At 39.5% G+C, this 19,560-nt stretch carries 20 protein-coding genes; 9 read left to right on the top strand and 11 right to left on the bottom strand.

The window, feature by feature from the left end:
• Positions 1–83 precede the first annotated feature (83 nt).
• From ABFY81_RS09290 to dapD, 4 genes are all read right to left on the bottom strand, one after another.
• A complete protein-coding gene (locus ABFY81_RS09290) occupies positions 84–500 on the bottom strand; it encodes a hypothetical protein (protein ID WP_019457260.1) in 417 nt (138 codons plus the stop codon).
• Positions 501–513: 13 nt separating this feature from the next.
• Positions 514–1,185, bottom strand: coding sequence for a 7-cyano-7-deazaguanine synthase QueC (queC, locus tag ABFY81_RS09285; RefSeq protein ID WP_347913599.1), 672 nt, complete (start codon positions 1,183–1,185; stop codon positions 514–516).
• Between the two features lie 40 nt (positions 1,186–1,225).
• Positions 1,226–1,936: a 7-carboxy-7-deazaguanine synthase QueE gene (queE, locus tag ABFY81_RS09280; protein ID WP_347913598.1), complete on the bottom strand. Its 711-nt coding sequence runs from the start codon at positions 1,934–1,936 to the stop codon at positions 1,226–1,228.
• A gap of 99 nt (positions 1,937–2,035) precedes the next feature.
• Entirely contained in the window at positions 2,036–2,857 is an 822-nt protein-coding gene (gene dapD / locus ABFY81_RS09275; protein WP_004699931.1) for a 2,3,4,5-tetrahydropyridine-2,6-dicarboxylate N-succinyltransferase, read from the bottom strand.
• A gap of 284 nt (positions 2,858–3,141) precedes the next feature.
• On the opposite strand from dapD, the gene carO reads away from it, so the two are divergent.
• On the top strand, positions 3,142–3,891 hold the full coding sequence (gene carO / locus ABFY81_RS09270) for an ornithine uptake porin CarO type 1 (RefSeq protein WP_019457257.1): 750 nt from the start codon (positions 3,142–3,144) through the stop codon (positions 3,889–3,891).
• Positions 3,892–3,971: 80 nt separating this feature from the next.
• On the opposite strand, the gene ABFY81_RS09265 is transcribed toward carO, so the two are convergent.
• From ABFY81_RS09265 to ABFY81_RS09240, 6 genes are all read right to left on the bottom strand, one after another.
• Positions 3,972–4,895, bottom strand: a complete 924-nt coding sequence (locus tag ABFY81_RS09265; RefSeq protein ID WP_107972632.1) for a CysB family HTH-type transcriptional regulator — start codon at positions 4,893–4,895, stop codon at positions 3,972–3,974.
• A 71-nt stretch (positions 4,896–4,966) separates the two neighbouring features.
• On the bottom strand, positions 4,967–6,028 hold the full coding sequence (locus ABFY81_RS09260; protein WP_002052588.1) for a sulfate ABC transporter ATP-binding protein: 1,062 nt from the start codon (positions 6,026–6,028) through the stop codon (positions 4,967–4,969).
• A gap of 11 nt (positions 6,029–6,039) precedes the next feature.
• A complete protein-coding gene (gene cysW, locus ABFY81_RS09255; protein ID WP_151749876.1) occupies positions 6,040–6,924 on the bottom strand; it encodes a sulfate ABC transporter permease subunit CysW in 885 nt (294 codons plus the stop codon).
• Positions 6,921–7,754 (bottom strand): sulfate ABC transporter permease subunit CysT, encoded by an 834-nt coding sequence (gene cysT / locus ABFY81_RS09250; protein ID WP_004699938.1) that lies wholly within the window; start codon positions 7,752–7,754, stop codon positions 6,921–6,923. Before cysT ends, cysW begins: the two co-directional genes overlap by 4 nt.
• 80 nt (positions 7,755–7,834) lie before the next feature.
• Positions 7,835–8,443, bottom strand: coding sequence for an alpha/beta hydrolase (locus tag ABFY81_RS09245; RefSeq protein ID WP_004699940.1), 609 nt, complete (start codon positions 8,441–8,443; stop codon positions 7,835–7,837).
• A gap of 30 nt (positions 8,444–8,473) precedes the next feature.
• Complete coding sequence (locus ABFY81_RS09240; protein ID WP_002052521.1) at positions 8,474–9,481, bottom strand: sulfate ABC transporter substrate-binding protein; 1,008 nt, start codon at positions 9,479–9,481, stop codon at positions 8,474–8,476.
• Between the two features lie 262 nt (positions 9,482–9,743).
• Here ABFY81_RS09240 and pabC point away from each other — a divergent pair, with 262 nt between their 5' ends.
• The 4 genes from pabC (at position 9,744) to ABFY81_RS09220 (ending at position 12,787) form a co-directional block, all read left to right on the top strand.
• Positions 9,744–10,556, top strand: a complete 813-nt coding sequence (pabC, locus tag ABFY81_RS09235; protein ID WP_347913597.1) for an aminodeoxychorismate lyase — start codon at positions 9,744–9,746, stop codon at positions 10,554–10,556.
• A 1-nt stretch (position 10,557) separates the two neighbouring features.
• Positions 10,558–11,628: an endolytic transglycosylase MltG gene (gene mltG, locus ABFY81_RS09230; protein WP_077163145.1), complete on the top strand. Its 1,071-nt coding sequence runs from the start codon at positions 10,558–10,560 to the stop codon at positions 11,626–11,628.
• Positions 11,629–11,637: 9 nt separating this feature from the next.
• Complete coding sequence (gene tmk / locus ABFY81_RS09225) at positions 11,638–12,237, top strand: dTMP kinase (RefSeq protein ID WP_004699949.1); 600 nt, start codon at positions 11,638–11,640, stop codon at positions 12,235–12,237.
• Between the two features lie 133 nt (positions 12,238–12,370).
• The gene (locus ABFY81_RS09220) at positions 12,371–12,787 is read left to right on the top strand and encodes a PaaI family thioesterase (protein WP_100192439.1); all 417 of its coding nucleotides are present in this window, start codon (positions 12,371–12,373) and stop codon (positions 12,785–12,787) included.
• Positions 12,788–12,842: 55 nt separating this feature from the next.
• Here the strand turns inward: ABFY81_RS09220 and nadB are convergent, their stop codons facing one another.
• Positions 12,843–14,486, bottom strand: coding sequence for an L-aspartate oxidase (gene nadB, locus ABFY81_RS09215; protein WP_347913596.1), 1,644 nt, complete (start codon positions 14,484–14,486; stop codon positions 12,843–12,845).
• Between the two features lie 231 nt (positions 14,487–14,717).
• Between nadB and ABFY81_RS09210 the strand changes: the two genes are divergently transcribed.
• The 4 genes from ABFY81_RS09210 to lepB all read left to right on the top strand — a co-directional run bounded on the left by ABFY81_RS09210 (position 14,718) and on the right by lepB (position 19,559).
• Positions 14,718–16,094: a Do family serine endopeptidase gene (locus ABFY81_RS09210; protein WP_004699956.1), complete on the top strand. Its 1,377-nt coding sequence runs from the start codon at positions 14,718–14,720 to the stop codon at positions 16,092–16,094.
• Between the two features lie 120 nt (positions 16,095–16,214).
• Positions 16,215–16,667, top strand: a complete 453-nt coding sequence (locus ABFY81_RS09205; protein WP_288101076.1) for an acyl-CoA thioesterase — start codon at positions 16,215–16,217, stop codon at positions 16,665–16,667.
• A gap of 176 nt (positions 16,668–16,843) precedes the next feature.
• Positions 16,844–18,661 carry a translation elongation factor 4 gene (gene lepA / locus ABFY81_RS09200; RefSeq protein ID WP_004699962.1) on the top strand — a complete coding sequence of 606 codons (1,818 nt, stop codon included), beginning with the start codon at positions 16,844–16,846 and terminating at the stop codon, positions 18,659–18,661.
• A gap of 70 nt (positions 18,662–18,731) precedes the next feature.
• A complete protein-coding gene (gene lepB, locus ABFY81_RS09195) occupies positions 18,732–19,559 on the top strand; it encodes a signal peptidase I (protein ID WP_347913595.1) in 828 nt (275 codons plus the stop codon).
• Position 19,560: the final 1 nt, after the last annotated feature.

Raw genomic sequence — 19,560 nt, 5'->3', positions numbered from 1 at the left:
TTCGAATGACTAAATCAATGCTATTTTAACAGAGCTATAAAAAAGCCTGCATAAATGCAGGCTTAATTTGACTCAATAAAAGCTTATTTTTTAGGAGCTTGTTGTTGAGCTGCTTTCATCGCATCTTCAGTTAACTTTTCAAGTTTAGTTGTTAACTGAGGACCCAAACATGCTTTAAGATCACGATTTTGTTGTTGTACAAAAGCTAAAGAGCTTGGGCTTTTCTTCGCATTGATTGCGCTTTGAATTTCCCATTTTTGAGCTTCAGTTACTTTACCTTGCGCATCAACTTGGCAGCTACAGAATTTGCTAACTTCAGCTGAACTTAATTTACCGCCTTTTGCAGTTTGGTCTTTACAAACGTTGATTAATGCACCTTTAACGTTAGTGCTTTTATATGCCGCTTGAACTGGGTTTTCAGCTGCATGAGCTGAACCAGCCATAAGTGCAACTGCTGAGAATAAAGATGAAAGAATAAGATTTGATTTTAACAACTTCATAAATTTTACCTACTTATTGCGGTATGTAGCGTGTTGGATCGGTAACACCAGCATCGATAAAGCCTTCTTTACGTAAACGGCAACTGTCACACTTGCCACACGCACGTCCTTGAGCATCTGCTTGGTAGCAAGATACCGTTTGGCTATAGTCTACGCCATGTTCAATCCCTAAACGTATAATATTCGCTTTGGATAAATGTAACAGGGGTGTTTCAAATTTAAGTGGTTTTCCTTCAATGCCAGCTTTTGTTGCTAAACGAGCCATATTGGCAAAAGCATCAATAAATTCTGGGCGACAATCAGGATATCCTGAATAATCAACAGCATTGATACCAATCACAATTGCTTCAGCATTGAATACTTCGGCTGCTGCTAAGGCATATGAAAGGAAAATTGTGTTACGTGCTGGTACATAAGTTACAGGAATGCCTTCTTGTAATTGTTCTGGTATCGCAATGTTATGGTCTGTAAGTGCAGATCCGCCTAAATTTGCTAAATCGATATTAATAACACGATGTTCAACACCAGCACGTTGAGCTAATGCTTTTGCTGCATCGAGTTCAGTGGTCGAGCGTTGACCATACATAAAACTAATAGCAATACATTCATAGCGCGCTTGTGCCCAAGCTAGGCAAGTGGTTGAGTCTAAGCCGCCTGAAAGTAAAACAATGGCACGAGGGCGCATATTTTTCTCCATATTCGGAATAATTTATTTTATTGAGCGATTAACGACCTGATTCATCATTCCAAAGCAGTTTATGTAACTGTAGTTGGAAACGAACAGGCATTTTATCGTCCAGTATCCACTGTGCCAGATCACGTGCTAAACGTGGTAGGCCAACAGCACCTTTTTCAACTGCAAAAGCAGGGGAGAACCAAACGGTACTGACTTTAGTTTGCAGTTGATATTGTTCAACTTGTTGCTTTGACCATTCATAATCTTCACGGTTACAAATCACAAATTTGATTTGGTCATGTGAGGTTAGATAGTCAAGATTGCTGATGAGATTACGATGTTCTTCACCAGAAGTTGGAGTTTTTAAATCGAGGACTTTAGAAACGCGTGGGTCTACTTTTGACACATCGAGTGCGCCACTGGTCTCTAAAGAAATGTCAAAACCTGCATCGCATAAACGTTGTAATAAAATTAAGCAATTTGGCTGCGCTAAAGGTTCACCACCAGTCACACAAATATAAGGGGTTTTATATTTTTCAGCCGTTTCAATAATGTGCTCAAGTGATAAACGCTCGCCACCTTCAAAAGAATAAGTGGTATCGCAATATGTACAACGTAAAGGACAGCCTGTGAGACGAATAAATACAGTCGGTAGACCAGAGGCATTTGCTTCACCCTGCAACGAGTAAAAAATCTCGGTAATGCGTAAACCAGACGCAGGGTCAGAGACAGGAATTGCAGAGGAACGTAAGGAAGCCATTCTAGAAATACCACATTATATAAAAAATAAAATCTCTACGATCAGTGTTGATCGTAGAGATGAGGAGCGATTAAAGCTCCGCAAGAGAGTTATAACAAATTAGTCAGCGCGTAACAAATCGTTCAAGCTAGTTTTTGCACGTGTTTTTGCATCAACTTTTTTCACGATGATTGCAGCATATAAGCTGTAAGTACCACATTTAGATGGCAAGCTGCCTGAAACTACAACTGAACCTGCTGGTACACGACCGTAATGGATTTCGCCAGTTTCGCGGTCATAAATTTTGGTTGATTGGCCGATGAAAACGCCCATTGAGATAACTGAACCTTCTTCGACAATAACGCCTTCAACGATTTCAGAACGCGCACCGATAAAACAGTTATCTTCAATAATGGTTGGGTTAGCTTGTAACGGCTCTAAAACGCCGCCAATACCTACACCACCAGACAAGTGAACATTTTTACCAATTTGAGCACATGAACCTACAGTTGCCCATGTATCAACCATTGTGCCTTCATCTACATAAGCACCAATGTTGACATAAGATGGCATTAACACCACATTTTTAGCTTGGAAGCTACCACGACGAGCAACAGCAGGAGGCACAACACGCACACCAGCAGCTTTAAATTGCTCTTCAGTCCAACCAGAGAATTTAGTTTCAACTTTGTCGTAGAAACGAAGATCACATGACTCGATTGGTTTATTGTCATTAAGTTTAAATGATAATAAAACAGCTTTTTTTAACCATTGATGAACAACCCATTCACCATTGATTTTCTCTGCAACACGAAGTGTACCGTTATCTAATCCAGCGATGGCTTCTTCAACAGCTTGGCGAATTTCGCTTGAGCAATCTGCTGCAGTAAAGTTTGCGCGGTCTTCAAATGCTTGCTCAATGATCGTAGAAAGCTGAGACATGATCTTCCTTCCATAAAAAATTTTAAAGATTTTACACTAATTTGTGACAAGAATCTTTGAAAAAACGTGTTACGTTTTAAGCGAGAGTTAAAGTGGAAAAGCTTATTAGATAATCAAGTGTTTTTTACACAAAAATGATTTGAAAATAAAAATTTAACTCAATTTGTATCAAAAAATAACAGAAATCTAGCAGTTTTTGTATAAAAAAGACTCTATGCTCTTGAATATAATTTTTGTCACAAGCTGAAAAATTAAAAACAGAGCCTTTTCTTGAGGAGAAAACGATGAAAGTATTACGTGTTTTAGTGACAACTACAGCTTTACTTGCTGCTGGTGCTGCAATGGCAGATGAAGCTGTTGTTCATGACAGTTATGCATTCGATAAGAATCAATTAATTCCAGTAGGCGTACGTGCTGAGGCTGGTACCACAGGTTACGGTGGTGCTTTATTATGGCAAGCAAACCCATACGTTGGTTTAGCATTAGGTTATAATGGTGGTGACGTTTCTTGGCGTGATGATGTGTCAGTAAATGGCACTAAATACGACTTAGATATGGACAATAACAACATTTATTTAAATGCTGAAATTCGTCCATGGGGCGCGAGTACTAACCGTTGGGCGCAAGGCTTATATATTGCCGCTGGTGCTGCTTACTTAGACAATGATTATGATTTAGCTAAACGTATTGGTAATGGTGGAACATTAACAATTGATGGTAACAATTATCAGCAAGCAGTTGCCGGTCAGGAAGGCGGTGTTCGCGGTAAAATGAAGTATGAGAATGATATTGCTCCTTACGTAGGTTTTGGTTTCGCACCTAAAATCAATAAAAACTGGGGTGTATTCGGTGAAGTAGGTGCTTACTATACTGGTAATCCAACAGTTCAGTTAACTCAATATAATCTTGCACCTGTAACAGGTAATACTACGCTTCCACAAGATGCAGTTGATAAAGAAGCAAATAAAATCCGTAACGATGATAAATACAAATGGTTACCAGTGGGTAAAGTTGGTGTGAACTTCTACTGGTAATATCCTGAAGAAAAACGAGCTTCGGCTCGTTTTTTTGTACTTAGTAAAACAAAATAAAAGAGCTAAAAAGCTCTTTTATTTTATTCATCTGGATAAGCAATTTTCTTGAGGGCTTTAATGTCAGCATCGGGTGAGCATAAAGAAATAAACTCATAACCGTAACCACGTAATAAATGACCTTTACGAACAGCAATCCATGTGGTGTTAACACCAAAGATATCAGTTTTAATTTGTTTTAAACGATAGTCACGTTCTGCATCGTAAGCAACATCGTTGACAATTCCGACGCCCATGCCAAGTTCTACATAAGTCTTGATAACATCGGCATCAAGCGCAGACATTACAATATCAGCATCAATTTGAGCATCTTCAAATGCTTTATCAATTTTTGAACGGCCTGTAAAACCACCATGATAAGTAATTAGCGGATATTCAGACAAAGCATCAAGATCAATCTTATTGAGCTTTGCAAGTGGATGTTCTTGCGGAGTAATAATACTGTGTTGCCATTGGTAGTATGGAATACTTGCTAAGTTTTCTTCAGTTGTTAAAGATTCTGTCGCAATACCAATATCAGCTTCACCTTGTAAAAGCATTTCTGCAATTTCAACAGGGCTTGCTTGTTGCAAAATCAAATGCACTTTAGGGAACAGCTTTTTAAATTGATTAACAATTGGTGGTAGTACATAACGTGCTTGGGTATGCGTTGTTGCAATCGTAAGTGTACCTTCATCCACTTTATTAAAGTCATCGGCAAGACGTTTAATATTTTCCGCATCTACAAGCATACGCTCCACAATGCTAAGGAGCGATTGGCCCGGTTCAGTTAAACCAAGTAAACGTTTACCTTTACGAACGAAAAGTTGTACACCTAATTCATCTTCTAAATCTTTAATATGTTTACTTACACCTGATTGAGAGGTGTATAACGCGGCAGATGCTTCTGTTAAATTAAAGTTTTGGCGTACTGTTTCTCGGATAATTCTTAATTGTTGAAAGTTCATTTACACTTTTCCTCGAAAGAGGTGAGGAACGGCTTTAAATTCCGCGACATGATTCCTCACCAAATAATTCCTTAAGCAACTTGATCTGCAAATAGATGAAGTTGAGATGCACTGACCCAAACAGTTTGATTCGGTTTAAATGCATGTTGTTTTGCAGCTTCACTGCTCAAAGCAATCTCAATTAAACGTCCATTACGATCTTGTAATTCCGCCACTACTTTTCCAGCAATCCAGACTTCACGTACAAAAGTTGCTTCAATTGTATTTGCCTGTGGTTGCGAATGAATATGTAACTCATCCGGACGGGCAAAAGCAATCACTTTTCCTTGCGGTGCCTGAACTGTAGTCGGTAATTCGATACGATCATTGCCAATACGGATAATACCGCCAGCATGTTCACCTTCAAAACGATTTGCTTGACCCAAGAAATCAAATACAAATGGTGTTGCAGGTTTTTCGTAGACTTCACGCGGCGAACCAATTTGTTCGACGTTACCTTTATTCATCACAATAATCTGGTCAGCCACTTCAAGAGCTTCTTCTTGATCATGGGTTACAAAAATTGAAGTAATATGCAATTCGTCATGCAAGTTGCGTAACCAGCGACGTAGTTCTTTACGGACTTTGGCATCTAGTGCGCCAAATGGTTCATCAAGCAATAGCACACGAGGCTCTACAGCGAGTGCTCGAGCTAAAGCAATACGTTGACGTTGACCACCAGAAAGCTGAGCAGGGTAGCGGTCTGCTAAAAAGCCCAGTTGAACTAGGTCAAGCAGACGAGTAACACGTTTTTTAATCTCAGCTTCCGAAGGACGGGTCGCACGAGGGCGAACACGTAAACCAAAGGCAATATTGTCAAATACAGTCATATGACGGAATAAAGCATAGTGCTGAAATACAAAGCCAACCTGACGTTCGCGAACATGGACATTAGTTGCATCTTCGCCTTCAAGTAACACTTGACCGCCATCGGCTGACTCTAAGCCCGCAATAATCCGAAGTAAGGTTGTTTTACCGCAGCCAGATGGTCCGAGTAGCGCAACCAGTTCACCCTCTGGAAAATCTAGAGAAATATTTTTAAGCGCATGGAATGCACCAAAGTGTTTTTCAATATTCTTAACTTGAATACTCATGATTTCATTCCTTACGAATCAGTTGAATGCGGTTCTGGTTTGTCTTGATGTAGTTCTAACCAAGTTTTCAATACCAGTGTTAATAAGGCTAAGAAAGCAAGTAATGAGGACACGGCAAAGGCTGCACTAAAGGTGTACTCGTTATATAAAATTTCGACATGAAGTGGCAGGGTATTGGTTTCACCACGGATGTGGCCAGAAACTACCGATACTGCACCGAACTCACCCATTGCACGCGCATTACACAAAATCACGCCGTAAATTAAACCCCACTTAATGTTAGGCAGAGTGACTTTCCAAAAGGTTTGCCAGCCTGAAGCACCTAACACAATTGCTGCTTCTTCTTCCTCTGTTCCTTGAGCTTCCATCAGTGGAATTAACTCACGTGCAACAAAAGGAACGGTAATAAAGATGGTCGCTAAAACAATTCCGGGCACCGCATATAAAATCTTAATGTCGTGGTCCATTAACCAGCCGCCTAACCAACCTTGAGCACCAAAAATCAGTACAATCATTAAACCTGCAATAACAGGCGAAACCGAAAAAGGCATATCAATAATGGTGGTTAAAATCGCTTTGCCTCTAAACTGGAACTTAGAAACAGCCCATGCAGCGGCAATACCAAATATCACGTTAATTGGAACGGCAATCGCTGCTGTGAGTAATGTTAATTTCACCGCTGACAAAGTATCTGGATCAATTAGAGCCTGAACATAAACTTCAAGGCCTTGTTTAAATGCTTCAACAAAAACCAAAATAAGTGGCAGCATCAAGCAACTAAGAAAGAAAATCAGTGCAACTGTAATGAGCGTATAACGTACCCAAGTTGGTTCACGAGTCGCATCACGAGACTGTAGCTTTAAAGCAAGTGCATTACTGTCGGTATGTAAGTTCATGTGATATTTCTCCCTGTACGACGGTTTGCCCAGGCTTGCAGTAAATTAATAGCAAATAAAATAATGAAAGAGAGAACTAACATGACCGCTGCAATGGTGGTTGCACCTGCATAGTCATATTCTTCAAGGCGAGAAATAATCATGAGCGGGGCAATTTCTGTTTTAAACGGCTGGTTACCTGCGATGAAAATTACAGAACCATACTCACCCACGCCACGAGCAAATGCTAAAGCAAAGCCTGTAAATAGAGCAGGTAGTAATATTGGCAAAATAATTTTAGTAATCGTCTGCCAGCGATTTGCTCCAAGTGCAGAAGCAGCTTCTTCAAGCTCGGTTTCGATATCGCTTAGTACGGGTTGAACAGTTCGAACAATAAAAGGAATACCAATAAATACTAAAGCTAGCGTAATTCCGATCGGTGTATAGGCAACCTGAATACCGAGTGGTTCTAAATATTGACCAATCCAGCCAGTGGGTGCATAAAGTGAAGTAAGCGCAATACCTGCAACTGCTGTTGGAAGTGCGAAAGGTAAGTCTACTAAAGCATCAACCAGACGTTTTCCGGGAAAGTTATAACGAACAAGGCACCAAGCTAAAAGTAGTCCGAAAACAACATTAATAAACGCCGCAATTAAAGCTGAACTAAAGCTCAATTGAAGCGATTTTAAAATACGTTCAGAGGTTAAAATTTCCCATAGTCCGTCCCATCCGATTCCAAATGATTTGATAAAGACTGCGGCTAATGGAATAAGCACAATAAAAGAAACGTAGGCGAGGGTGAAGCCCAATGATAGACCAAACCCAGGCAGCACTCGGGATCGCTGCGACATGATATTTCCTCAAAGAGAAAAGCCTGCTGAAACCAGTAAGCGAATAAATAAAGATAAACGGCGCGGTATAAAGCTGGGTATTAAGCAAATTTCAAAGAGAAATGTGTCTTTACCGGATCAATAGATGAGTGGCTACACATCGAGTCTTCAGGAAGTAGATAGTTCAGTAAATCAGGGAATGGGCCAAAACCGGAAGCAACATTAATATGACCGACTTCTCCAAGATTAATAGGATTTAATTGCCAAGCTTTAGCAAGTTGTAAAGCATCAAAAAAATCTAACCAAGGATCATTTTCACTAATCAGTAGTGTTGTAGGCACATTAATTTTTAACTGATGAAAATAATCTTTGTAGTCAGTCAAGCTATGGCGAGCAAAGCCTGCTTCACCAAAACGTGCCGGATTTGCAGGAGCAACCAAAATTAGTTTTTTAACTTGAGCTTGTAACTCAGGATGCTCAGCTAAAGCAGCAACACTTGTTAAGCAACCGAAACTATGTGCAACAATTTGCACAGGTGCTTGTACCGCTTGAACTGTTTTAACAAATTGTTCAATCCATTCACTTAATACGGGTCTATCCCAGTTTTTTTGCTCAACACGAGAACTAGACACGAGTTGACGCTGCAACCAAGATTGCCAATGTTGATGTTCACTTCCACCTACACCTGGAACAATTACAGAGTGAGTCATGTCTGTTCTCCTTATCCTTAGTACAAAGAATTACTTCTCTGCACTATTGATTTTCACGATTTGATCGAAAACACCACCATTATCAAAGTGTTGTTTTTGCACTTTTGTCCAACCGCCAAACTCTTTATCAATCGTCACGAGTTTCAATGGTTTAAATACATTGCTGTATTTTTTGAGTACAGCTGCATTACGAGGGCGGTAGAAGTTACGTGCTGCAATTTCTTGGCCAGCAGGTGAGTACAAGTAGTTGAGGTAACCTTTCGCGATGGTGAGATTGCCTTTTTTGGCAGCATTTTTCTCAACAACAGCAACTGGTGGTTCAGCTAAAATCGAAAGAGACGGGGTAATAATTTCAAATTTGCCCGGTTGTTCACGAACAGCTAAGTGAGCTTCGTTTTCCCAAGCAAGCAATACGTCACCAATGCCACGTTCAGCAAAAGTCGTGGTTGCACCACGTGCACCCGAATCTAGAACTTTAGTGTGCTTATAAATTTGGCGGACATATTCTTGTGCTTTAGCATCGTTACCACCTGGTTGATGTTTTGCCCAAGCCCAAGCTGCAAGGTAGTTCCAGCGAGCACCGCCAGAAGTTTTCGGGTTTGGTGTAATAATTTCTACACCTGGTTTGATTAAGTCACCCCAGTCTTTAATTTGTTTAGGATTACCCTTACGTACCAAAAACACAATTGTTGATGTGTATGGTGTAGAGTTTTGTGGCAACTTCTTCTGCCAATCAGTTGGAAGCAATTTTGCTTTTTCAGCAATTTCATCAATATCAGCTGCAAGCGCTAATGTCACAACGTCAGCATTTAAGCCATCAATCACTGCACGAGCCTGTTTACCAGAACCGCCGTGTGATTGTTTAAACTGAATATCTTGACCAGTACGCTGTTTCCAGTAAGTACCAAACTGCTTATTAAAGTCTGTATATAACTCACGAGTAGGATCGTAAGAAACGTTTAAAAATTCTTGTGCTGCAAATGATGAAACAGAAAGAAGCGCAGCAATAACCCCAACTTTTAATTGAGAAAAACGCATGAGATAACCCCTCAAAAATACGAAATGTTCAAAACATGAACGCAGAATAGCGCTAGTCTTTATTCTAAAAAAATAATAAAAAACGAATTTGATATGAAAAATATAGAAATATAAAAAATGGATAAGCTATTCTTAAATCTTGATATATAACAAGTTTCAAAAGTGCTGATTAAATCGGTATAATTTTTTAAAATCAGTCATTTATTAATTAAATGAAAGGTGTTGTATTGTTGGGCGGTTTTTAAGAAAGGACGGACTAAGCATGTGGTGTTTTAAAAATGGGCAACCTGTTGAAACCATTCCGTTACTAGACCGAGCATTTCATTATGGAGATGGATGCTTTACCACAATTCGTATTTTTCAAAATAAGATTGAGCTTAAGGCTCGACACTGGGAACGTCTAAAACTTGCCTCCCAAAAACTAGCTTTAACTGCAAACTTTGACTTCATTGAACAGAGTTTACAGCACCTATATAAACAAAACCTTGTACTCAATGGCACTTTAAAAATTGTAATTAGCCGTGGTGAAGGTGACCGTGGTTATAGTTTGCCAAAGCATGAAGCAGATATTTATGTCTGGTTCTATCCAAAAGCACTAGAGCAATTTCAACCTGACTTTATTAAGTGTGGGGTTTTAAATCAGGCCTTGGGTTTAACCATGCCAAGTCTAGTTGGAGTTAAATCTTTAAACCGGCTGGAACAGGTACTGCTAAAAAAAGAAGCAGATCAACAAGAGTGGGCAGAAGCATTAGTATCTGATGTACAAGGTTATATTGTTGAAGGGGTAAGCAGTAATTGTTTTATTCGTTTAAATGATAGATGGATTACACCGGAACTTCGCTATAATGGCGTCCACGGTGTGATGCGCGCAGAAATTTTGGCGCGTATGCAGTACCATGGAATTGCCTGCGAAGTCAGAATAATTGAATTAGATGAAGTGCCACAAATACAGAGTCTATTCTTTTGTAATGCTTTACATCCAATGCGAGTAGTTACTCAAATAGGTGAACAAACTCTAGATTCACAGGCGTGCCTAAATTTATTTCATAATCTTAACTTGAATCAGATTCATTAATATGCCGAAGCCACCTGTGAACGCGAAAGCAAAAAATGCTAAAAAAAAGGGCAATAAAACAGCATCTCATTTTCCTAAAAAGTTGGTGCTGATTGGCTTTTTTATCGTTTTAATTTCTATTTTTGCTATTTTGTGGTCAAGTTTATTTAAAGCTTATCCTGTTGAAGGGAAAAAGCAGATGCTATCGATCACATCAGGTGAAACCTATTCTGGTTTTATTGATCATTTAGCCAAAGACAACAAAATCCATTTCCCTATTGTACTTAAGCTGTATCAAAAGTTCATGATTCATGACAGCATGAAAGCTGGTGTGTATGAAATCGAACAGGGAATGAGCGTAAGGCAAGTATTAGAGATGTTGTCTAATGCTGATAATGCTCAGATGAACCGTGTTTTGGTGATTGAAGGTACGACCTTTAAACAGCTTATTACTGCTTTGAAAAATGATAAAAATGTAAAAAATACAATACTCGATCTACCTGATGATCAGCTCATGAAGGCGCTAGGAATTCCATATCATCATCCGGAAGGTTTATTTGCGCCTAACACTTATTTCTTTGCAAAAGGTGAGACTGATAAAAAAATCCTCACCGCTTTATATCATCATCAAATGAAAGCCTTAGATACTGCTTGGGCAAATCGTGCACCAAACTTACCTTATAAAGATAAGTATGAAGCTTTAATTATGGCTTCAATTGTTGAAAAAGAAACAAGTGTAGATAGTGAGCTTGAGCAAGTATCTGGTGTATTTGTGCGCCGTTTGAAAATTGGTATGCGTTTACAAACTGACCCAACCGTGATTTATGGAATGGGTGATAACTATAAAGGCAAGATTACTCGCGAAGACTTACGTACACCAACTGCATATAATACCTATACTATTAATGGTTTACCGCCGACACCAATTGCTTTACCTAGTCAAAAGGCAATTGAAGCAGCATTACATCCAGATGACTCAAATAATATTTATTTTGTGGCAACTGGTAATGGCGGTCATAAATTTACAGCAGATTTACAGGCTCATAATCAAGCGGTACAAGAGTACTTATCCGTGTTGAGATCGAAGAAATAAGGAAAAAAGATGTTTATTAGCTTTGAAGGCACGGAAGGGGTAGGTAAAACTACACTCATTCGAAAAATTCATCAGCATTTTGAAGAGCAAGGTAAACAAGTTGTTTTAACCCGTGAACCAGGTGGTACGCCTTTAGCAGAACAAATACGTTCAATGCTTTTGGCGGTGAATCATGATGAAAATATGAGTCACGATACTGAACTACTCTTAATTTATGCGGCACGTGCGCAACACTTACAACAAGTGATTTTGCCGGCTCTAGAGTCTAGCAAAATTGTTTTAAGTGATCGCTTTACCGATGCAAGCTTTGCTTACCAATGTTCGGGTCGTGGTTTAAGCCAAGATAAATTACAGCTTTTAAATCAGAACTTTGTTTCACGTATGCCAAACGTGACTTTCTGGTTAGATGCACCGATTGAACTCGGTATGAACCGTGCACGTGAGCGTGGAGCTTTAGACCGTTTTGAACAAGAAAAGTTAAGTTTCTTTACTAAAGTTCGCGAAGGTTATGAGACCTTATGGAAAGCTGAACCTGAACGTATTAAACGTTTAGATGCTACGCAAAGTCCTGATCAGGTGTTTGAGCAAGCCTTACAATATTTGGGATAAATAATAAAAGCCACTCTCATATTTGTGGGAGTGGTTAAAAATAATGACAAATCTGCTTAAAAAGAACATAGAGCATATTGAACAATATTTTATGCTATTTTGAATACTGTTCTGAAATCGAAGAAAAACAAGGATGAAAAGTTCAAAAGAAGAAATTATAGCGTTTCTTGAAAAGGAATTTCCCCCAAGTCTTGAACATTGCACGATTGAATCAGTCACGCCTAAAGCTGCTGTCGTTTATTATCACGTCGATCAAAGACATCAACGCCCAGGCGGTACCATATCTGGACCTACCATGATGACTTTGGCAGACTTTGCTTTGTATATCGCAATACTCGGTGAAATTGGAATTGTTGGTTTGGCGGTAACGACGAATTTTAATATTAACTTTCTTAGAAAACCCGCAGGTGATAAAGATCTACGCAGCGAATGTAAGCTCATGAAAGTAGGAAAGACCTTGGTCGTAGGTGAGGTCTGGATTTATTCAGTTGGATTAGATGAACCTGTAGCGCATGTAACCGCGACTTATTCAATTCCACCTAGACCATGAATATTAAATTCAAAAAAGCACAGCCAGAGCTGTGCTTTTTTTGCAGAAGAACAGTTTAAATTTCGGTATTAACCAATGGTTGTTCTACTGTAAAAGTTGGAGGAGTTAAAACAGTTTTACGAATCTCTTTTGAAGTTTCTGGATAATCGAGCGTGTAGTGTAGCCCACGTGATTCTTTGCGGTGCATAGCACAGCGAACAATCATCTCAGAAACGAGCACAAGATTACGCAGTTCAATCAGGTTTTTGCTAACACGGTAATCTTGATAATATTCAGTGATTTCACGCTTTAACATCTCTATACGGTGTAAGGCACGTTCTAGACGTTTTGTAGTTCTTACAATACCAACGTAGTTCCACATGGTCGAACGTAACTCATCCCAGTTTTGTAAAATCACCACATCTTCATCTGGGTTGGTTACTTGAGAGTCATCCCAAGTTGGTACTTCTGGTAATTTGAAGTTTTCATCAAACTTATTTTCGATGTCTTTTGCTGCACTCATGCCGTAAACAAAGCACTCAAGTAATGAGTTACTCGCCATACGGTTTGCACCATGTAAACCTGTATAAGAGGTTTCACCGATTGCATATAGACCTTCAATATCGGTCTGACTATTTGAGTCAACTACAACACCACCACATGTATAGTGAGCTGCTGGCACTACTGGAATCATGTCTTTGGTAATGTCGATACCTAACTCAAGCAATCGTGCATAAAGTGTAGGGAAGTGTTCTTTAATAAATTCAGGTGATTTGTGGGTAATATCTAACCATACATGACGAATACCGAGACGCTTGATTTCGTGGTCAATGGTACGTGCCACAATATCGCGAGGAGCCAACTCTGCACGATCATCAAAACGAAGCATAAAACGTTCGCCATCTGGCAAGCGTAAATAAGCACCTTCACCACGCATGGCTTCGGTAATTAAGAAAGAACGCGCTTGTGGATGGTATAGGCAAGTTGGGTGGAACTGGTTAAATTCCATATTTGCTACACGGCAACCTGCGCGGTAAGCCATCGCAATACCATCGCCTGTAGCAATATCAGGGTTAGACGTATAAAGGTAAGCTTTCATCGCACCACCGCAAGCAAGTGCGGTAAATGGTGCAAGGAAAGTATGAACTTTTTCAGTGTTTTCATCTAAGGTATACAAACCAATAGCGCGATTTGCCTGATCTGTATGACCCAATTTATGCGACGTGATTAAATCAATCGCAATGTAGTTTTCAAAAATAGTAATATTCTTGCGTTCTTTCGCACGTTCAACCAATGTAGTTGAAATGGCTTTGCCTGTAGCATCAGCAGAATGGATAATGCGGCGCTGTGAGTGGCCGCCTTCGCGAGTTAAGTGAAGCTGCTCATCTTCATCTAAGGTGAACTGAACACCTTGCTTTAAAAGAAAATCAACAGAAGGGCGACCGCCTTCTACAGTATGTTGAACTGCATCTATTTCACATAAATGAGCACCTGCAATCATCGTGTCATTAATGTGTTGTTGAATAGAGTCAGTTTCATCAAGAACAGCAGCAACACCGCCTTGTGCATAGAAGGTACTTGCTTCAGTCAAAGCAGCTTTGGCTAAAACTGCAATATTAAAATGACTTGGTAACGATAAAGCCAGACTTAAACCAGCACCGCCACTGCCCACAATAATCACGTCAAAGTGGTGAATTGTCTGTTGATTAGGCATGTCCATTCGCATCAATTTAAAACGTCCGCTAATGACACCCCTTTTTACCTAAAAAGGCAAGAGCTTAAGCGCTCTAAGTCACAGAAAAATTGCAATTACCTTAAAAAATTGCAATGTGTAAAATAAACGTGATCATGATGTCTTATAAGTAAACATATTGTTACGCACAATTCCAAAGCATTGTGATACAAAAGTTTTATTCTTATTTCTCGTAGACCAATTGTGGGTGAGCACCGAATGAAATCTCGCTATTTACAACAAGGAATGTATGCAGCGGTATTTACAGTTGCCGCTGTTCAAGCAAACGCTGCTGTTGATTTTTCAAACCTCGTTGAACAAGTTAGTCCAGCTGTGGTGAGTGTAAATGTCGTAAAAAAAATGACTCAGGATGAACTGTTACAACAGCAAGTTCCTGAAATTTTAAAACGTTTCTTTGGTAATCAGGTCATCATTCCACAGCAACAAGGTCCTCAAGAAAAAACCGCATACGGTAGTGCATTCTTTATTAGCAAAGATGGTTACTTACTCACAAACCATCATGTGATTGAAAATGCTTCCCGCATTAGTATTACTTTAAATGACCGTCGTGAAATTGATGCAACTGTTGTTGGTAGTGATGAACGTACCGATGTTGCCTTATTAAAAGTCAATGGAAATAATTATCCAGCTTTAAAAGTGGGTAATGTTGACCGCTTACGAGTCGGTGAGCCTGTTTTAGCGATTGGTTCACCATTTGGTTTTGATTACTCAGCCTCAGCAGGTATTGTCAGTGCTAAATCACGAAATATGAGTGGTGAAACCTCTGTACCGTTTATTCAAACAGATGTGGCTTTAAACCCAGGTAACTCAGGTGGTCCATTGTTTAATCAAAACGGTGAAGTAGTCGGAGTAAACTCACGTATCTTTAGTGGTACTGGTGGTTATATGGGCTTGTCTTTCTCTATTCCAATCGATGTTGCGATGGATGTAGCTGAACAGCTTAAAACCAAAGGGAAGGTTACTCGTTCATACTTAGGCGTTATGATGCAAGATATTGATCGTAACCTTGCTGATGCCTACAAATTACCTAAACCAGAAGGTGCTCTTATCACACAAGTTACGCCAAATTCACCTGCTCAAAAAGCAGGGCTTAGAGCTGGTGATGTGATTTTAAAACTTAATGGAACTTCTGTACTACGCACAAGTGATTTGCTCTATGCTTTAAACAAAGTACAGCCAAATCAAACTGTTCAGTTTGAAGTATTACGTGATGATAAAACTCGTAATATTTCGGCAACTCTGGCAACCGCACCAGATGAAACACCAGCTACAGGTGCTCAGACTTCTGCCTCTAAAGGTCCGGTTTTAGGCATGAGTATTCGTGATTTAGCTGAGCCAGAGAAAAATGCATTGAGCGTAAAAGGTGGTATTTATGTTCAAGATGTTCGCCGTGGTGGACTAGCATCATTGTCAAATATTATTCCGGGTGATGTGATTATTCAGGTTAATAATACTCAAATTTTGAATAGCCAAGATTTTGCAAAAGTTGTTTCTAACTTACAAAAAAATACGGTTGCACGTGTTGGAATTATTCGTCAAGGCCAACGTGCAATGCTTGGGTTGCGCATTCAGTAAAATGATTTAAAAATGAACCACCCTGAAAATGGGTGGTTTTTTATTATTTGTATTCGGCATAATGTTCGATCTAGCTAATTTAATTGTAGTTTTAGGTTTAATGATTAAAGTGGGTGTTTTGTGAGCAGTGTTTTCGATTTGCATATTCAGGTTCAGCCACAGCATATTGATGCTTTGGGTCATGTTAACAATGTAATGTATGTCCAATGGATGCAAGATGTTGCTGCTGCTCATGTTGAAACATTAGGTGTAGGCGTAACCAAATACCTTGAGCTTAAACATGCAATGGTGGCCGTTGAGCATCATGTGCAATACCGTAAAGCAGCGTTTGAAGGCGAAGAAATTGTGCTGCGAACATGGCTAGATGATATCAATGCACTTTATTCATTTCGCCAGTATGTTTTTTATCGCCCCTCTGATCAGGTAGTCTTATTTGTTGGGAATACCAAGTGGGCATGTATTGAAATTGCATCGGGTCGACCAAAACGAATGTCGCCAACTTTTACACAAGCCTACAAGCCCCTTGATTCAAGTATAAATCCTTTGGATTTTACTATTTCATATGCTCGTTAGTCGGAAGTATTACATGTGCTTTGAATTGTCATTTTTTAGAACATAAGTACAAAGCTCATGATTATTTTGGATACTTTAAAATATCCATCTGCTATAATCTCTCGCAATTTGTTAAACCGCTTTGGCTATGTATTAAAACAAGCTACATAGCACTTTATATTTTCTCAAGGTAGCCCATGGCGCAAGCTAAAAAATCCGTTGATATCAAAAATATCCGAAACTTCTCGATTATCGCTCATATTGATCATGGTAAGTCTACTTTAGCTGACCGTTTCATTCAGATGTGTGGTGGCCTACAAGATCGTGAGATGCAAGCTCAGGTCTTGGACTCAATGGAGCTTGAGCGCGAACGTGGGATTACCATTAAAGCAGCGTCTGTGACATTGTATTACACCCATCCAAATGGGCAGGAATATCAGCTTAATTTTATTGATACACCTGGGCACGTTGACTTCTCGTATGAAGTTTCTCGTTCGTTAGCTGCATGTGAAGGTGCATTATTGGTTGTTGATGCTGCGCAAGGCGTAGAAGCACAATCAGTTGCAAACTGTTACACCGCGATTGAACAAGGTCTCGAAGTTCTTCCTATTTTAAATAAAATTGATTTACCGCAGGCTGAACCTGAACGTGTAATTCATGAAATTGAAGAAATTATCGGGATTGAAGCGACAGATGCGCCGACTTGTTCAGCAAAAACAGGTTTAGGTGTTGAAGGTGTATTAGAGCGTTTAGTTGACGTTATTCCGGCGCCAGAAGGTGATCGTGAAGCTCCATTACAAGCTTTAATTATCGATTCATGGTTTGATAACTACTTAGGTGTAGTGTCTCTTGTTCGTATTAAACAAGGTCGTATCCGTAAGGGCGACAAAATGTTGGTTAAATCGACAGGACAAACTCATCCGGTAACTTCTGTAGGTGTATTTAATCCTAAGCATACTGAAACAGATATTCTTGAAGCTGGTGAAGTAGGTTTTGTTATTGCGGGTATTAAAGATATTTTTGGTGCGCCAGTAGGTGATACCATTACACTTGCAACAACACCAGACGTTGCAACTTTGCCTGGTTTTAAAAAGGTTAAACCGCAGGTTTATGCAGGTCTTTTCCCAATCGATTCAAGCGACTTTGAACCATTCCGCGAAGCATTACAGAAATTACAAATTAACGATTCTGCCCTGTTCTTTGAACCTGAAAGTTCGGATGCACTTGGTTTCGGGTTCCGCTGTGGTTTCTTGGGCATGTTGCATATGGAAATCGTACAAGAGCGTTTAGAACGTGAGTACGATCTCGATTTAATTAGTTCGGCACCAACAGTAGTTTATGAAGCTGTTACCAAAAAAGGTGAGACGATCTATATCGACAGTCCGTCTAAGATGCCAGATGGTTCAGTTGTTGAAGATTTACGTGAGCCAATTGCTGAATGTCATATTCTTGTGCCGCAAGAATACTTAGGTAATGTCATGACCTTATGTATTGAGCGTCGTGGTGTACAAAAAGACATGAAATTCTTAGGTAATCAAGTTTCGATTACTTTTGAAATTCCAATGGCTGAAGTCGTGATGGATTTCTTTGACAAGCTTAAATCATGTTCACGTGGTTTTGCATCGCTAGACTATAACTTCGTACGTTTTGAAAGTTCATCTTTAGTTAAGGTTGATGTGCTAATTAATAGTGAAAAGGTTGATGCCTTGGCTATGATTTGTCACCGTAATGATGCTCGTCATCGTGGTATTGCTCTAGTTGAAAAAATGAAAGACTTGATTCCACGTCAGATGTTTGATGTGGCAATTCAGGCTGCCATTGGTGCGCAAATTATTGCTCGTTCGACCGTTAAGGCGATGCGTAAAAACGTCCTAGCAAAATGTTATGGCGGTGACGTGTCTCGTAAGAAGAAATTACTTTCTAAACAAAAAGAAGGTAAGAAACGTATGAAACAAGTGGGTAGTGTAGAAATTCCACAAGAAGCGTTCTTAGCTGTTTTGAAAGTAGAAAGATAAAAGAAAGGGCTGGGATGAACTTATATTCTCCCAGCCATAAAGCAAGCAGCTAGGCTGCGAGTGAGGTCATGTGGATTTTGATTTTAATTTAATTCTTGTTCCAGTTACGCTGATTTTATTTGCAGTGTGGTTGCTAGATAAGCTCGTTTTTAAACAGCGTGCGAATAAAGGGCGAGAGAACGAAAATTTTGTTATTACATGGGCCTATGACTTTTGGCCAGTTTTAGCTGTTGTGCTTGTATTACGTTCATTCCTTTATGAACCATTTAACATTCCATCAGACTCTATGGTTCCAACTTTAGAGACTGGCGATTTTATTTTGGTTAATAAGTTTGACTATGGTGTTCGTTTACCTATCGTCAATAAAAAAGTGATTGATGTTGGTGAGCCTAAACGTGGTGATGTTATTGTATTCCGTTACCCACCTCAGCCGACTATTAGCTACATTAAACGTGTAATTGGTTTACCGGGTGATCATATTGTTTATGATCATGGGCAATTGATTATTAATGGTCAAAAAATTCCTAAAGTAGCAACTCAGTTTAGTCGTGAAAAAGATGCTTTAGATACACCTACGTCGATTTATCATAAAGAAACGATTGGTGATCATACCTTTACAATGCGTGAGCTTGAAGGCGTAAATGTTGCGCGTCAGGCACCTTTTATCAACTATGTTGATAATGGCAAATATTCGAACCAAGACGGTTTATATTGGGAAGTGAAAGTTCCAAAAGGACATTACTTTGCAATGGGTGACAACCGCGATCAAAGTGCTGACAGTCGTTTCTGGGGCTTTGTTCCTGAAGAAAACTTAACAGGCCGAGCTTTCTATGTCTGGATGCATAAAGAACCTGGTTTCCACCTGCCAAGCTTTAGCCGAAATGGAAAAATAGATTAAA

The sequence above is a fragment of the Acinetobacter sp. WA-87 genome (assembly GCF_039938935.1).
In the GTDB taxonomy this organism is placed as follows: Bacteria; Pseudomonadota; Gammaproteobacteria; order Pseudomonadales; family Moraxellaceae; genus Acinetobacter; species Acinetobacter seifertii.
The sequence above is the reverse complement of the archived record's forward strand: the minus strand, read 5'-3'. Positions and strand labels throughout refer to the sequence as shown.